The 15,879-nt window shown below is 55.6% G+C and carries 11 protein-coding genes and 1 other annotated feature; of the genes, 9 read left to right on the forward strand and 2 right to left on the reverse strand.

From position 1 onward, the window contains the following. The first annotated feature begins 11 nt into the window (after positions 1-11). From OCV58_RS09450 to OCV58_RS09470, 5 genes are all read left to right on the forward strand, one after another. A complete protein-coding gene (locus tag OCV58_RS09450) occupies positions 12-2,435 on the forward strand; it encodes a U32 family peptidase (RefSeq protein ID WP_154877701.1) in 2,424 nt (807 codons plus the stop codon). A gap of 20 nt (positions 2,436-2,455) precedes the next feature. Beyond that, the gene (locus OCV58_RS09455; RefSeq protein ID WP_154877702.1) at positions 2,456-4,819 is read left to right on the forward strand and encodes an endonuclease MutS2; all 2,364 of its coding nucleotides are present in this window, start codon (positions 2,456-2,458) and stop codon (positions 4,817-4,819) included. A 24-nt stretch (positions 4,820-4,843) separates the two neighbouring features. Next, positions 4,844-5,119: a metal-sensing transcriptional repressor gene (locus OCV58_RS09460; RefSeq protein ID WP_087478275.1), complete on the forward strand. Its 276-nt coding sequence runs from the start codon at positions 4,844-4,846 to the stop codon at positions 5,117-5,119. Between the two features lie 196 nt (positions 5,120-5,315). Then, positions 5,316-5,560: a binding site (T-box leader), on the forward strand. A 69-nt stretch (positions 5,561-5,629) separates the two neighbouring features. After that, positions 5,630-6,964, forward strand: a complete 1,335-nt coding sequence (locus tag OCV58_RS09465; RefSeq protein ID WP_204968184.1) for an MFS transporter — start codon at positions 5,630-5,632, stop codon at positions 6,962-6,964. Positions 6,965-7,118: 154 nt separating this feature from the next. After that, the gene (locus OCV58_RS09470; protein ID WP_154877704.1) at positions 7,119-8,993 is read left to right on the forward strand and encodes a heavy metal translocating P-type ATPase; all 1,875 of its coding nucleotides are present in this window, start codon (positions 7,119-7,121) and stop codon (positions 8,991-8,993) included. Between the two features lie 62 nt (positions 8,994-9,055). On the opposite strand, the gene OCV58_RS09475 is transcribed toward OCV58_RS09470, so the two are convergent. Together OCV58_RS09475 and OCV58_RS09480 are read right to left on the reverse strand one after the other, a co-directional pair. After that, on the reverse strand, positions 9,056-9,778 hold the full coding sequence (locus OCV58_RS09475; protein ID WP_154877705.1) for an NAD-dependent protein deacylase: 723 nt from the start codon (positions 9,776-9,778) through the stop codon (positions 9,056-9,058). Positions 9,779-9,793: 15 nt separating this feature from the next. Then, positions 9,794-10,294, reverse strand: a complete 501-nt coding sequence (locus tag OCV58_RS09480) for an HD domain-containing protein (RefSeq protein ID WP_154877706.1) — start codon at positions 10,292-10,294, stop codon at positions 9,794-9,796. A 357-nt stretch (positions 10,295-10,651) separates the two neighbouring features. Here OCV58_RS09480 and OCV58_RS09485 point away from each other — a divergent pair, with 357 nt between their 5' ends. From OCV58_RS09485 to OCV58_RS09500, 4 genes are all read left to right on the forward strand, one after another. Further along, positions 10,652-12,052 (forward strand): alanine/glycine:cation symporter family protein, encoded by a 1,401-nt coding sequence (locus OCV58_RS09485; RefSeq protein WP_154877707.1) that lies wholly within the window; start codon positions 10,652-10,654, stop codon positions 12,050-12,052. A gap of 257 nt (positions 12,053-12,309) precedes the next feature. Next, a complete protein-coding gene (thiW, locus tag OCV58_RS09490; RefSeq protein WP_087478282.1) occupies positions 12,310-12,846 on the forward strand; it encodes an energy coupling factor transporter S component ThiW in 537 nt (178 codons plus the stop codon). Then, the gene (thiM, locus tag OCV58_RS09495; RefSeq protein ID WP_154877708.1) at positions 12,824-13,666 is read left to right on the forward strand and encodes a hydroxyethylthiazole kinase; all 843 of its coding nucleotides are present in this window, start codon (positions 12,824-12,826) and stop codon (positions 13,664-13,666) included. The genes thiW and thiM overlap by 23 nt, the downstream gene beginning before the upstream one ends. Positions 13,667-13,795: 129 nt before the next feature. Beyond that, positions 13,796-15,847, forward strand: coding sequence for a molybdopterin-dependent oxidoreductase (locus OCV58_RS09500; RefSeq protein ID WP_154877709.1), 2,052 nt, complete (start codon positions 13,796-13,798; stop codon positions 15,845-15,847). Positions 15,848-15,879: the final 32 nt, after the last annotated feature.

Raw genomic sequence — 15,879 nt, forward strand, 5'->3', positions numbered from 1 at the left:
AAGGAGGACTCATGGCAGAATTATTAGCGCCGGCAGGTTCGCTGGATCATGTGCTGTCGGCTATTGACGCCGGGGCGGACGCCGTGTATTTAGGCGGCAAGTCGTTTAACGCCCGCAAGTTTGCCCACAATCTTTCAGATGAGGAATTAGCCGAAGCCGTGCGCATTGCCCACGTATTCGGCGTAAGGATATATGTGACCGTCAACATCGTCATGGCTGATAAGGAGCTAAAGGCGCTGACGGGCTATTTGAAATACTTGGATTCCATCGGCGTAGACGGCATCATCGTGCAGGATTTGGCCGTCGCCGCCATAGCCCGCAAGGTCGTACCCAATCTGCCCCTGCACGGCAGTACGCAGATGACCGTCGCTGATTTGGACGGCGTACGCTTTTTGGAACGACTCGGCTTTACGCAGGCCGTCCTGGCCCGGGAAGTATCCCTTGATGAAATCCGGGAAATATGCAGGCATACGACGATGGCTATTGAAGTGTTTATTCACGGCGCATCGTGTATGTCTTACTCGGGACAATGCCTCATGAGCAGCTTTATCGGCGGCCGCAGCGGCAACCGCGGCGCTTGTGCCCAGCCGTGCCGCCTGCCGTATAGCTTGACGAAAGACGGCAGTCCCTTGCTGAAGGAGGACGCCTATATCCTGAGCTTGAAGGATTTGAACAGCCTCGAATATATCGATGCACTCATGGATGCCGGCGTTTCTTCCTTTAAAATCGAAGGCCGCATGAAAGGATTGGGCTATGTCCGTTCCGTCGTACAGGCCTACCGCCGCGTCATGGACAGCCATTGCCGCTCGGCGCAGGAGCGAAGGGACGCCATGGCCGACGCAGTGCAGCTGACAGCGGAAAGCTTTAACCGCACGTATCAGCACGATTTCCTCGCCGGGACGGTAGGCCGCCGCACCCTTACCGAGCAGGGCGGCGGCAATCAGGGCCGGCGCGTCGGTATAGCCTCGGCGTATCGGGACAATGTCGTCGACGCCGTATTGGACGAGCCCCTGGCTGCCGGCGATATGATCAAAATCGTCGCGCCTGACGGACGGGAATGCATTGATGAAGTCCGCTCTGCCGTCGGTACGTTTTCTAATAAGAAACAATTTGTCCTGGAAATGCGCCGCAGCGATTTGCTGACCGGCGCCATATACCGCTTGGCCCGCAAGGAAGACCGGCAGAGCCATGCCGAAGGGCTGCAGCGGCGCATCGCCTTGTACTGCCACGTCGATGCAGACGGCGAAGGGCGGCTGCGGCTGACAGGCTGGGATGAAGCAGGTCATACGGCGGACGTCGTATCGGACTATGTCGTGCAGAAGGCTAAGAAACGTCCAGCCACGGCTGAATGGGTGAAGAGTCAGCTCGATCGCCTCGGCGATACGCCTTTTATGCTGGCCGACGCTACGATTTGGGATGAATCGTATATGATTCCGGCCAGCGTGCTCAACGAGCTGCGCCGCCAATGCGCCGATAAGCTGACCGAAGATATTCTGGCGGAGTACGTCCGCCCGTCGGCCGGGACGCCGTCTGACGACTGCTTTGTCCAAGCCTCAGGCAATGGGCAGCCCATACCCTTATCCATAGCCGTCCGCTGCGATTCCATAGACGCCGTCCAGGCTGCCGCAGACAGCGGCGCCGACCGGGTGATTTTCGGCGGTGAATCGTACCATCACCATTCGTTTTCTGCCGCCCAGTGGCTGGAAGCCGTCCGCGTTGCCCATGAAGGCGGCGCGTCCTTGTGGGCGGCGACGCCCCGCGTCGTATCGCAGCGGCACAACGGGTTGGTGCGGCGTGAGCTGGAACAGGCCCTGCAGAGCGGCGTTGACGGAGTGTATGCCGGCTCTATGAGCGTATTTTCCATGCTGCGGGATATGGGGGCCGATATACCTGTATATGCCGACTGGTCGTTAAATATATTCAATAGCGCGGCGGCAGGCGAATACGTGCGGCTGGGTTGCGCCGGCATTACCGTGTCGGCCGAAGCGACGCTGCGGCAAATAGGGAAGATAGCCGAAGCGGTCCGCTGCCCCGTCGAAGCCGTCATAGCGGGACGGCTGGAAATGATGATTACCGAATCATGCGCCGTCGCGGCCTTCGCCGGAACGGGCCGCAAGGCTGGCTGCTCTGCTCCCTGTATGAAAGGCGGCTTTGCCTTGGAAGACCGGCGCAGCGAGCAATTCCCCGTTGTGACAGACCAGTATTGCCGCAATCATATCCTGAACAGCAAGGAGCTGAACATGGTTCCCTATTTCAACGAGCTGAAGCGGGCTGGCATTTCTATACTGCGCATTGAAGGGCGGGGATGCTCTCCCGAATGGGTAGGCCGCGCGGCGAAGCAGTACGTCCGCCTCCGCGACGGATTGGAAACGATGGTCTTCGGTAAGGAAGACCGCGGTGTTACGCGAGGCCATTTTTTCCGCGGTATTTTATAAATCAGGAGTAACGAAAATAGATGAATAAACGAAGTTTGCGTATTCTCGGCTTTTATCAAGTACAAAACATGCTCGTCCGCCTTGCGCCGTCGCGCATGTCCAAGGAGATTGCCCGCCGGCTCAAGCCGGTATGCGATGCAGAGGAAGTAGCCCGGAGCCTGAACGATACGGAAGAAGCCTATCGTTGTCTGCAAAGCGAGGCGTCCGTGCCGATGGGGGGCATCGTCGACATCCGTCCGGCTCTGGAAAAGGCCCGGCGTGACGTGACCCTCGAAGGGCAGGACTGCATCGATATTTGGAACAACGTCCGGCGATACGGCGACATCCGCCAGTATTTCATGGATAAGGGGGAGGAATATCCCCAGCTGGCAGAGAAAGCCGAAGGTATCGGCGATTTTTCCCTTATTTCTCATAAAATGGCCGGCGTGTTCGATCAAAACCACCAGATTCGCGACAACGCATCGCCGGAGCTCATGCGCCTGCGAAACCGCATCGTCGAGCTGGAACGGCAGACGAAGCGGTACGTGACGGGCGTACTGCAGAATAAAGAATATCAAAAGTATTTCCAGGACGCCCTGGTAACGGTCCGCAACAACCGCTACGTCGTGCCTATCAAGCAGGAATACCGCCATGCCTTTCCGGGCATCGTCCACGACACGTCGGCCAGCGGCTCGACGCTGTACATCGAGCCCTTGGCTATCGTCAATGCCAACAACGACTTGCAGGCTGCCCGCATCGGCGAGACGAAGGAAATCGAGCGTATTTTCCGCCGCCTGACAGCTCTTGTGAGCGGTCAGTATGACGATCTCATGGACAGTACGAAATGCGTCGCCGCACTGGAATTCGCCTTTGCCAAGGCGCAGCTGGCCCAGCAGATGAAGGCCTGCCGGCCGTCCGTTTCGCAGAAGGGAATCGTCCGCCTCGTCCAGGCCCGCCATCCCCTCATCGACGCGAAGGCCGTCGTGCCAAATACGATTATTCTCGGCGGCGAATACCGCATTCTCCTCATTACGGGCTCCAATACAGGCGGCAAGACCGTTTCGATGAAAACGCTGGGGCTGTTGGTTCTCATGCATCAGGCCGGCTTGTTCATCCCTGTGGGCGAAGATTCGGAGCTGCCCATTTTCCGCGACGTCTTTTCTGATATCGGCGACGAACAGGATATTTCTCAAAACCTCAGTACCTTTTCCAGCCATATGAAGCAAATCGTCTACATCCTGCGCCACTGCACGGCCGACGACCTCATTCTGGCCGACGAACTGGGCTCCGGTACGGACCCGGCCGAGGGGAGTGCCATTGCCATCGCCGTACTGGACGCCTTGTATCAGAAAGGGTCGTACGTCATGGTGACGACCCATTACAACGACTTGAAAAACTATGCCTACAATACGCCGGGCATTGAAAACGGCCACGTAGAATTCGATGAAGAAACGCTGCGGCCGACGTATAAGCTGCGCATCGGCGCCGCCGGCAGCAGCCATGCCTTCAGCATCAGCGAACGCCTCGGCATGCCGGCGGAGATACTGGCCAAGGCGAAGGAGCTGCGCAGCAAGGCTCAGGACGTCGACATGGAAGCTATTTTGACCAAGCTCAACAGCCAGTCCAAGCGCATGGACGAAGAACAGGCCGAGCTGGAACAGAAGCTGGCCGACGTGCGCCGCATAGAAGACGAGCTGCGCCGGGAAAAGGAAAAGGTATCGGCCAAGCGGCAGGATATCATCGACTCGAGCCGCCGCGAGGCCTTCGATTTGAAGCGCAATCTCCGCGTCGAAGCGGAACGGATCATCCGCGAGCTCAAGCAGCAGTCCAAGGACAGCTCCGACAAGGAAAAGGCCAAGGCTATCGACCAGGCCCGCCGGGCGATTCAGCAGATTTCCCTGCCCGATAAGGAAAAGCCGCACCGCGACCCTGTCGACCCGTCGCAGCTTAAGGTAGGCCAAAGCGTATTTATCAATTCCCTGGACGGACTGGGCACGGTCACGGAAATCAACGGCAAGAAGCTGACCGTATCGGTCCGGGGTATGACAGTCCGCGTCAAGCTGCAGGATGTCAGCGCTCCCTATCTGGATGAAATCAAGAGGGAAGAGCAGGCAGAACGCAAGGCCAGCGCTTCGTCTTCCTTCCGGCCTATCCGCACGGCCAGCGTCGCGACGGAGCTCAATATCATCGGCAAGACCTATCAGGAAGCGCTGCCGGACGTGGAAAAATTCCTGGATCAGGCTTTGGCTGCCGGATTCAGCCCGGTGCGCATTATCCACGGCAAGGGAAGCGGCGCCCTGCGCCGTCAAATCCACGAGTTTTTAGACGGTCAGCCCTTCGTCAAGAAGTACGCTCTCGACGACGTAGAAGGCGGCGGCGCCGGCGTGACGCTCGTATATTTTTAGTCAGCCCATAAGGGGGAACGCTACATGAAACAATGTATGGATGCAGAGAATCTGCACCGCCGGCTGAAGAAGATCATCGGCCAGGTACAGGCTATCGACCGCATGATCGACGAAGATATTCCCTGCGAAGATATTCTGTCGCAGATTAATGCGGCGAAATCGGCCCTGCATAAGTGCGGACAGGTTATTTTAGAAGGTCATATCCGCCATTGCGTCCGCGACGGCATTGCCCACGGCGACCCGGACAAGACCATCGAAAAGTTTACGAAAGCCGTCGAACGGTTTGCGAATATTAAATAAAAATGACATGAAAAGCCGCAGCGAAGCCGGCCTTTAACAAGGGCCTTCGCTGCGGCTTTTCTTTATTATTTAAACGATTAACTTAAATTTGATGGGATACATAAAACGATTAACCTAAAAGTTTACTGAAAATTTTCAAAAAAACTGCTTGCCAAAGACTATGAGTTGTGGTACTATGCATACATCAAGTCAAAATAAAAATGCGTTGAAGAGAAATAGTAAGTTCCAGAAAGTTTGCAGAGAGCCGCTGGCTGGTGGGAAGCGGCAACGGAATGGAAGTGAACTCGTCTCGAAGCAGCTCCCTGAACATTGCAGTAGGCGGAGCCGGGGCCTGGCCGTTAACAGACAGGAGGGTATCGACACATTGTCCGTACCTGCTGAGGGCATGCCGTATGGCGTGAATTAGAGTGGTAACGCGTGAGTAAATCTTTCGTCTCTGGTGAGATGAAAGATTTTTTTTATTTTGAGTTGTACTATGGAAAGAACAGAGATTTTGAAGGAGATGGTAGTATGACGAACGAAACGAAGATTCCAAACACGCGATGGTGGCGCATTTTGCCGGCGACAGTGCTGGTATATATTGTGGCCAACATCGACCGCGCCAATATTTCCTTTGCCATGGCCGGCGGCATGATGGAAGACTTGGGCTTAGACGCCGTGGCGATCGGCATGGCCATCGGCATTTTCTTCTGGGGCTATTTGCTCCTGCAGGTTCCGGGCGGCCATTTGGCGGAACGGAAGAGCGCCAAGCATTTCATTGCGGCCATGATCGTCATTTGGGGCGGCTGCGCGACGATTTGCGGATTTATCAGCACGTCCTTTGAATTCAACGTCGTGCGCTTTATTTTGGGCATCGCTGAAGGCGGTATTTTTCCGGCGATTTTAGTCATTATTTCTCATTGGTTCCCGCCGGCGGAACGAGCCCGCGCCAATTCGATTTTCTTGCTGAGCTTCCCCTTATCGGCTATTATTTCCGGCCCCATTTCGGGCTGGCTCATCGCGACCTGGGGCTGGCGTGAAATGTTCATCATCGAAGGCGTAGCTTCCATCGCCTTGATTTTCTTGTGGATGCCCCTCATCGCCGACCGTCCGAGTAAGGCGAAATGGCTGAGCGCAGAAGAACGCAACTGGATTGAAAGCGAACTGGCTGCCGAAGCGGCCGCGAAAAAAGCTGCTGCCGCCACGAATAAGAGCGCGACGAAGACGAGCTACAGAGAACTGGTCTTCGATATTAACTTGTGGAAAATGGTTGCCGTATACTTCCTCATTTGCTGCGCTTTCTACGTATTGAGCTTCTGGCTGCCGACGATTATCAAGGATATCCTGAAAGCCGATATCGGCATGGTTGGCTGGCTGTCGGCGCTGCCGAACATCGCTGCCGCCCTGGGCATCGTCTTCTTCGGCCGCATGGCCGATAAGAGCCAGAACCGCCGCAAGTACTGCATCATTCCGTACGTCTGCGTCGGCCTGTGCATCATCGCTTCCGTATTTACGGCGTCCTATTCGGGTTGGCTGTCCTTTGCCTTCCTGTGCCTCTGCGGTTTCTTCTGGCTGTCGGGCCATCCCGTATTGTGGACTATCGTCGCCGAAACCTTCCAGCCCGAAGTGGCCGGCGGTGCCCGCGGAGCCATCAACGCCCTGGGCAATTTGAGCGGCTTCTTCGCTCCCATGCTGCTGGGCTACATGATTCAGAACTACAGCCGCGATGCCGGCATGTACATCTTTGCCGTATTGGTATTCCTGGCTGCCGTCATCGTATGGTCCATGCCTAAAAATGCCGAAACAAAAGCTGCCGTAGAAAAGACGAGAGAACACGTAGCGGCGACGACGAACGCCCACGCGTAAACTTGTTGTCAGAAAACCATAAGAGATAGCGTGAAGGAGAGATTCCGACGCGCTGTCTCTTTTTTATTTTACTTGACTGCCTATACCCCTATATGTATAATGAACACATAAAAGATATACATATAGGGGTATACCTATTTAGGAGGGATATGATATGGTTGAGCGACTCGAATGGTTTTTGGAATTAGGCGGTATGAAAAAGGATATTGTTTTGCTGGTTATATCGGGGATTGCCCTGGTTGTCAGCATTTTTGATCTATGGTCCCTGCCCTTTGAGCCGGCATGGGTGGCTATCGTACTGTGCGGCGTGCCGATTATCTTAGAGGCCTGTATTGGGCTGATTACGAAATTTGACATTAAAGCCGACGTACTCGTATCGATTGCCTTAGTCGCGGCAGTTATCATCGGCGAAGATTTTGCCGCCGGTGAAGTTGCCTTCATCATGCAGCTCGGCGCGCTGCTGGAAGAAATGACCGTCTCCAAAGCCCGGGCTGGAATTGAAAAGCTCGTCCGCTTGACGCCGCAGACGGCCCGGGTGCTGCGCGGCGGCAAGGAAGAACTCATCGAAGCCAGTCATGTACAGGTCGGCGATATCCTGCGCGTGATTCCCGGCGAAACGATTCCCGTCGACGGAGTCATCCTGTCCGGCCAGACGTCAGTGAACCAGGCCGTCATGACCGGCGAATCCCTGCCGGTAGATAAAAAAGCCGGCGATACCGTGGCGAGCGGTACGGTAAACCAATTCGGCGCTTTTACGATGGAAGCGAAGAAGGTCGGTGAAGACAGCTCTATTCAGCGCATGATCCGCCTCGTCCAGTCGGCTGACGCCGGAAAGGCCAAGATCGTCGGCATCGCTGACCGCTGGGCGACATGGATTGTCATCGCCGCGTTGTCGGCTGCCGCTGCAACCTGGTTTGTTACTGGGGAAATAATCCGTTCCGTTACGATTCTCGTCGTATTTTGTCCCTGCGCCCTCGTATTGGCTACGCCGACGGCTATCATGGCCGGTATCGGCAACGTGACGAAGCACGGGTTCCTCGTCCGCGAAGGCGATGCCCTGGAGCGCCTGGCCGGCGTATCGAAAATAGCCTTTGATAAGACCGGCACCTTGACGTATGGACTACCGCAGGTGACCGCCGTCTGGACGGCAGGAGCCGCTATGGGCGAAGAACAGCTGTACCGGCTGGCAGCCGCAGCGGAAGCGTCGTCGGAACATCCCTTGGGCAAAGCCGTCGTGCGGGGATTCCAGCAGCTTTACGGCACAGCCTTGCCGAGGGCGGAACAGTTTCACATGATCGTCGGCTCCGGCGTAACGGCCTGCATAGAGGGAAGAGACGTCCGTGCCGGTAATGAATCCATGATGGAAGCGGCTGGTACTGTCCTATCGAAAGAAGCAAAAGATAGGGCCGAGGAATATATTGCCCAAGGCAGTACGATCATATACGTTGCCGTCGATTCCGCATTTGCCGGCTTTCTGGCATTGACCGATACGGTGCGCAGGGAAAGCGCAGCTATGATGCAGGATTTAACCAGATTAGGCGTACAGCCGGTGCTGCTGACTGGGGACAACGAAAACGCCGCAAAGGCCATCGCGTCCCAGCTAGGGATTCAGGACGTACATGCCCAATGCCTGCCGGAAGACAAGCTCCGTCATATTCGGGATTACCAAAACAGGCGGGAACGCATCTGCATGATTGGTGACGGCATCAACGACGCGCCGTCCTTGAAACGGTCCGACGTAGGCATCGCTATGGGCGGCATTGGCAGCGACATCGCCATCGACGCCGCCGATATCGTCCTCGTAGACGATGAAGTCAAAGAACTGCCCCATTTAGTGGCCTTATCGAAACGGATGATGTTTACGATTAAATGCAACCTGACCTTTTCCATGACCCTGAATTTCATTGCCGTCGCCTTAGCCATGGTCGGCATATTAAACCCCGTCGTCGGCGCCCTAGTGCACAATGCCGGCTCGGTTATAGTCATCGTCAACTCGGCCTTTTTGCTGAAATGGAATTATAATTCATAATAATGCGTGCGTATGCATAAAAAAGGAGACAGCCGAAGAGGGCCTGTCTCCTTTTTGTGTCGTTATAGTGTAATGCGGCTGAATACTTCGCCAATAGGCTCGTTGATGACTAAATCGGCCGACTTATCCATATCCGTCGCCGACTTATTGATGAGGACCAGCTTATGGCCTCCGTAGTAGCGGACCAGGCCGGCTGCCGGATAGACGACGAGGGATGTGCCGCCGATGATGAGCATGTCGGCATGGCTGATATAGTACAGGGACTGTTCGATGACGTCGTTGTCCAGTCCTTCTTCATACAGGACGACGTCGGGCTTAATGGGGCCGCCGCAGGCATCGCACTTCGGCACGCCGTCGCTGTGGAGCATGTACTCGGCGTCGAAGAATTTATGGCAGCGCTGGCAGAAGTTGCGGTGCACGCTGCCGTGCAGTTCGAGGACGTTTTTGCTGCCGGCTTTTTGATGGAGGCCGTCGATGTTCTGCGTGACGATGGCTTTCAGCTTGCCGGCCTGTTCCAATTCGGCTAATTTTATATGAGCAGCGTTGGGCTGCGCATCCAGGCAGAGCATCTTGTCGCGGTAAAACCGGTAAAACTCTTCAGGCTGGCTGACGTAAAAGGAATGGCTTAAAATCGTTTCCGGCGGGTACTTATATTTCTGATTATATAAGCCGTCGACGCTGCGGAAATCGGGAATGCCGCTTTCCGTCGATACGCCGGCACCGCCGAAGAATACGATATTATCCGAATGCTGGACCATATCGATGAATTTGTCTACGTTGGTCATGGAAAACTCCTCCTTTTATATATCTTGTATATCAAATGTTTCTCGCAGCAGCCGGATGCCGCTTTCTGTACGGAAAACCTTGCGGCAGAACGTGCAGATTGCTTCTTTAGTCAGGTTGTCTTCATAAGCGTTGACGAGGAAATCTGCTTCCAGCAGGATTTGATAATCCATGCCGTTTACGCCGTCGTACGTATGGTGATGGGCAATGAGGTAGCAGACGCGGTCGATGCGCCCTTCATCGCAGCCTAACGACGAGAGGATGTGCCGTGCCGGCGCCGGCCCTTCGAGTTCTTGGTATTTGCCGCTGGAGCTGCCGTACTTTTCTTCGGCGGCGTGGATGCCGATGTCGTGAAGGACGGCCGCTGCGGAGAGCGTTTCCTGCACGTCGTCAGGGAGGCCTTCCAAGCGGCCGATCGTATCGGCATAGGCGTAAACCTTGAGGAAATGATGGATGCGCCGGGCGTCGCCTCGGTCGAAGGCAATGGCTTGCGCAATGAGATTTGGCAGTAAGGACATGTATAATCACCTTTCTTTCTTTTTTATTATACTACAGGGCTGAAGTAAAGAAAATAAATGGAACGGCACTTTGAAAAATATAAATTACGAAAGAGGTCATAATCTTGCAGATTTTCAGTCGCTCGTCCCTTTACATAAGATATGCAATACGCAATGGAAAGACAAACTGCATATCAATTTGATATAGGCTATTCCTGTATAATTATTGACAATCATCGTAAAACGTATTACGCTTTTTATATAGTGAAAAAAGATTTTATTATTTGATTGCTCAGGCCGTACTGTCCTATCGTCTGCACTCCCGGGATAGACAAGATGCGCCGAGATGTCAAAGAGAAAGGAAGTGCGAGACGTAGTATGGATTTATTATTAGCTTTAGATGATTTTATGTACTATCCCGTGCTGATCGTCGTCCTCAGCGTAGCCGGCCTGATTTTTTCGGCTAAGACGGGCCTCGTTCAGATCCGCATGTTCGGCGAAAGCGTGCGCGTCGTCATGGAAGAGCCTGTAGAAAAGGGGGCTATTTCCTCCTTTCAGGCCCTCATGATTTCTACGGCCTCCCGCGTCGGTACGGGCAACATCATCGGCGTGTCGACGGCCGTCTGCCTGGGCGGCCCGGGCTCGGTATTCTGGATGTGGCTGCTGGCCTTTATCGGCGGAGCCAGCGCCTTTATCGAAAGCACCCTGGCCCAGGTGTACAAGCGGCGCGACAGCCAAGGCGGAAGCTACGGCGGCCCGGCGTACTATATCGAAACGGCCATGCATAACCGCACCTTAGGCGTCATCTTCGCCGTCTTTTTGATTCTGACCTATGCCGGCGGTTTCAACATGCTGGCTTCGTACAACCTCCAGTCGACCTTTGCCGTATATGATTTCTATGACCAGACGTCGACGCCGTGGATTCTCGGTGCGATTATCGCCCTCCTCGTCGGCTACTGCGTCATGGGCGGCGGCAAGCGCATCGTCAAGGTGACGTCGGTCATGGTTCCCGTCATGGGCGCGATTTATATTTTAGCGGCCCTGTTTGTCGTATTGTTCCACATCGGTGAAATTCCCAACGTGTTGGCCATGATTTTCGCCGACGCCTTTGACTTTGAAGCGATCCTGGGCGGTGTCGCCGGTTCGTGCATGATTTACGGCATCAAACGCGGCCTGTTCTCCAATGAAGCCGGTATCGGCTCGGCTCCGAACGCTGCCGCGTCGGCTCACGTAAGCCATCCCGTAAAGCAGGGCTTGGTGCAGATGCTGTCCGTCTTCATCGATACGATGCTCGTCTGCAGCGCGACGGCTTTCCTCGGCCTGTGCTCCGGCGTGCCCATTACGGAAGAAGCGGCCGGGGCCGTATACATCCAGCAGGCCGCCACGTCGGCATACGGCAGCTTCGGCCCGATGCTGATTACCTTCAGCATGGTATTGTTTGCCTTTACGACGCTCATCGGCAACCTATTCTATGTCGATAACTGCATTAACTTCATTCACCGCGGCGAACCGACCAAACAGTTCATGACGGCCTTCCGCGTTGTCTGCGTCATCGCCATCTTCGTCGGCGCCGGCATGTCCATGGCCGCCGTATGGGCTATCGCCGATATTCTCATGGGCTTCATGTGCCTCATCAACATCCCGGCCTGCCTTATTCTGGGCAACGTTGCCGTCAAAGCCTTGAAGGACTACCAGCGGCAGCGCGCCGAAGGCAAGAACCCGGTCTTCAAAGCCGAATCCATCGGCCTCAACTTGTCGGAAGTTGAATTTTGGAAATAATCATATATAGGATATAATTGACATCTCCCTCGATTTTGCTATACTAAGACTTGAGATTGAGGGGGAGCGCCCTGAGTCTTTTTTCAATACATAGCGAGGGAACCCGTGTTTCGGGGTGAGAGGGTACTAGGGAGTACCGACCGATGCCTTGGCGTCTGCAGGCGGGAGCCGTGTATTTAAGCTGCAATCATAAAAACTTCGCTCCTCGTGTTGCCGCAGATATGCCGGGAATACAATAAAGGGAGTGAAGTTTTTTTATGGAAAAAGATAAAAAAGTGCTGCGGCTGGTGCTGCTGGCTATGCTGATTGGTCTGGGCGTCGTCATTTCGCCGATTCTGCGTATTGAAGGCATGTGCCCCATGGCGCATTTGATCAATATCGTCTGCGCCGTCCTCATGGGGCCCTGGTATGCCCTGCTGTGCGCGACGCTCATCGGCATTATCCGCATGACGATCATGGGGATTCCGCCGCTGGCGCTGACGGGGGCTGTCTTTGGCGCTGTCTTGTCGGGCTTGCTGTACCGGGCGTCGAAGGGCAAGATTATCTGCGCCGTCATCGGTGAAATCATCGGCACCGGCATTATCGGCGCTGTCGTGTCTTACCCGGTTATGGAAATCTTCTACGGCCGTACGGGCTTGTCGTGGATGTACTACGTGCCCATGTTCATCAGCGGGACCCTCATCGGCGGTTCCATCGCCTTCTGCCTGCTCATGGCCTTGTCCCGCAGCGGCACGCTTCGCGAATTTCAGCAGAAATTAGGTATTCAGGTATATGAAAATGGAAAACGAAAATAATCTGTATGAGTCCTTTGCGTCCATTCTTCGCCATGTCGAAGAGACGAAGCCGCTCATTCACTGTATCACCCATCCCATCACGATGAACGACTGCGCCAATTTGGTTCTGGCCGTCGGGGCCAGTCCCAACATGGCGTCTCACCCGGAGGAAGCGGCGGAATTCGTGTCGCTGGCTTCCGTGCTGGCCGTGAATTTGGGAAATATTGCCGACGACCGCATGGAGGGCATGCAGCGGGCTGCCGCGCGGGCCAATGAATTGGGCATACCCATTCTCATCGACGCCGTAGGCGTATCGTGCAGTACCCTGCGCCGCCGTTTTGCCCATGACTTTATCGAGGCCTATCATCCGGCAGTCATCAAGGGCAACAGCTCGGAAATCCGCGCCCTCTGCGGGTTAGATTCCCATGGCTCGGGCGTCGACGCCGGCGCGGCCGACGCCGTGACGGCAGATACCTTTGCCGCGGCGGCTGGAGAATTCGGCGCTTATGCGGCGGCCCATCAGGCTGTCGTATTGGCCAGCGGCCCTGTCGACGTCGTAACCGATGGAACGCAGGCCTGCGGCATTGCCAACGGCACGCCGGTTCTGGCAAAGCTGACCGGCACGGGCTGCATGCTCGGCGTACTGACGGCTGTGTATATGTCGGCCCATGAGCCGTGGCACGCGGCGGTGCTGGCTGCGGCGGTTATGGGCATCGCCGGCGAGCAGGCGGCGCAGGAATCCAAGGGCATGGGCAGCTTTCATATGGGCCTGTTCGACGCCCTATCGAATGTGACGTTGGACGATATATGGAAAGAAAAACGGTTTCTTTTAATACAATAATATATGTACGTAATAAGGCGTTCTCTCGGCAGAACGCTTTTTTTCGTATACAGGAGGTTCTTTGATTTTGACAAACATACATCTGTTTTATACAATGCGGATATAGACTAGTGCATACGAGGTGAGACTATGGAAATCTGCAAAACCGTTTGTCCCTACGATTGTCCTGACGCCTGCGGGATATTGGCTTACAGAGATAAGGGCGTCGTCGTCAAGGTAGCTGGCAATCCCGCTCATCCCTTTACCCGGGGGATGCTGTGCCCGAAAATGGCCCATTACGAGCGGACGGTATATTCGCCAAGGCGATTGCTGACGCCGCTGCGCCGGACCGGTCCAAAAGGCTCCGGCCAATTTGAATCCATATCCTGGGACGAGGCGCTGCGAGACATTGCCGAAAGATGGCGGCACATCATCCATGCATACGGCGGCGAAGCGATATTGCCTTATTCCTTTTCCGGCACGATGGGCATGGTCCAGCACAATGCATACCACGGCTTATGGTATCGGCTTGGCGCGTCCGAGCTGGAACGGACGATTTGCTCGGCCGCTAAGAACTACGGGTGGAACAGCGTCATGGGACGTACGCTGCGCATGAGGCCTCAGGAGGCGCAGCACAGCGATTTCCTCATCCTCTGGGGCATCAGCATGCTGTCGACGAATCTCCATTTTCTCAAGGATGTGCAGGAGGCGAAGAAGAGGGGCGCTCAGGTCTGGTGCATTGATACGTACGCTACCGAGACGGCGCGGCGGGCCGACCGGTTTATCCAGACCCAGCCGGGCAGCGACGGGGCCTTGGCCTTGGGCGTTTTGCATTGTCTCCAGCGGGACGGCCTGTGCGACGAGGCCTTTATCGATGCATACGTGCAGGGCTGGACGGAATTGGCGCAGGACGTGCTGCAGAAGTATACGCCGGCCTATGTGCAGGACGCGACAGGCGTTCCGGCAGCTGTTGTAGAAGAGCTGGCTGCGGCTTATGGCCGGGCGAGGGCTCCCTTTATCCGTCTCGGCACGGGACTGTCGCGCTATACGAATGGAGCCATGACCGTGCGGCTCATTGCCTGTCTGCCTGCCGCTGTCGGCGCATGGCAGCACGATGGCGGCGGCCTGATGATGTCGACGTCGTGCAGTACGGCCTTCGACCAGTCCGTCGTGACAAAGGACGAGTGGAAAAAGCCGGCGCGGCGCGTCAATATGTGCGAAATCGGCTCGGCCCTGCTGCAGACAGAGCGGCCTATCCGCAGCCTCTTTGTCTATTCATCCAACCCAGCTTGCACGGCTCCTGACCAAAATCAAGTCATCGCCGGATTGTCCCGGGAAGATTTGTTTACCGTCGTCCACGAACGGTTCCTGACCGATACGGCCCGCTACGCTGACATCATCTTGCCGGCGACGACGTCGCTGGAGCATGACGACCTCTATTATTCATACGGCAGCTACGTCGTCGGACGAGGAAAGGCCGTCATCGAACCCTTAGGGCAATGCCGGTCCAACTGGCGCGTCGCCTGCGATTTAGCAAAAGCAATGGGAATAGACGATCCGTTTTTCCATCAAAGCGAAGACGATCTCGTCGAGGCGCTTATCGATTCGACGAGTTCCTGGCCCGTGCCCGTCGACGGGGAAGCCCTGCGCCGCGGCGACCCCGTCGAGCTGGGACTGCCGGAGCAGTACAAGCTGACCTTCGGCACGCCGTCGGGAAAAATCGAAATCAGAAATGACAGGGAAACGCCGGCCGTGCCTGACTATTTCCCAGCCTGCGAGGAAGACGGAGATTACTATTTCACCAACGGAACAGACCCGCGCGTATTGGATTCGTCTTTTAATGAACGGGACGAATTGACCCGTTCCCGCACGATGGTGTTGTTCATGCATCCCGACGACGCGGCCCGGCAGGGATTCAGCGATGGCGAGAAGGTCGTCGCTTGGAACAGCCGGGGTGAAGCCTTATTTACCCTCCATATAACGGACCGGACGGCGCCGGGCCAGGTCGTGTCGGAAGGCCTGTGGTGGATCGAGCGCTGCCCAGGCGACCGGTCGGTCAACGCCCTGACGTCGCAGCGCCTGAGCGATAAGGGACGGGGAAGCACCTTTTATAACGTCCGGGTCAATGTGAGAAAGGCGCAGCAGGCCGTTCTACCATTCGGGCAGCATAAAACGGCCGATAAAATTATATCTGACAAGTAAAACTACTTGACAGGCAACTCCTTTTTATGTAT

This window comes from Megasphaera stantonii (genome assembly GCF_025567065.1).
In the GTDB taxonomy this organism is placed as follows: Bacteria; Bacillota; Negativicutes; order Veillonellales; family Megasphaeraceae; genus Megasphaera; species Megasphaera stantonii.

Bases quoted from the DNA above. Each gene is read 5' to 3' on its own strand.
- OCV58_RS09475 (WP_154877705.1), bottom strand. From the start codon at position 9,778: ATGACCAACGTAGACAAATTCATCGATATGGTCCAGCATTCGGATAAT.
- thiW (WP_087478282.1), top strand. From the start codon at position 12,310: ATGGAAAAAGATAAAAAAGTGCTGCGGCTGGTGCTGCTGGCTATGCTG.
- OCV58_RS09460 (WP_087478275.1), top strand. From the start codon at position 4,844: ATGAAACAATGTATGGATGCAGAGAATCTGCACCGCCGGCTGAAGAAG.
- thiM (WP_154877708.1), top strand. From the start codon at position 12,824: ATGAAAATGGAAAACGAAAATAATCTGTATGAGTCCTTTGCGTCCATT.
- OCV58_RS09470 (WP_154877704.1), top strand. From the start codon at position 7,119: ATGGTTGAGCGACTCGAATGGTTTTTGGAATTAGGCGGTATGAAAAAG.
- OCV58_RS09465 (WP_204968184.1), top strand. From the start codon at position 5,630: ATGACGAACGAAACGAAGATTCCAAACACGCGATGGTGGCGCATTTTG.
- OCV58_RS09450 (WP_154877701.1), top strand. From the start codon at position 12: ATGGCAGAATTATTAGCGCCGGCAGGTTCGCTGGATCATGTGCTGTCG.
- OCV58_RS09480 (WP_154877706.1), bottom strand. From the start codon at position 10,294: ATGTCCTTACTGCCAAATCTCATTGCGCAAGCCATTGCCTTCGACCGA.
- OCV58_RS09500 (WP_154877709.1), top strand. From the start codon at position 13,796: ATGGAAATCTGCAAAACCGTTTGTCCCTACGATTGTCCTGACGCCTGC.
- OCV58_RS09485 (WP_154877707.1), top strand. From the start codon at position 10,652: ATGGATTTATTATTAGCTTTAGATGATTTTATGTACTATCCCGTGCTG.
- OCV58_RS09455 (WP_154877702.1), top strand. From the start codon at position 2,456: ATGAATAAACGAAGTTTGCGTATTCTCGGCTTTTATCAAGTACAAAAC.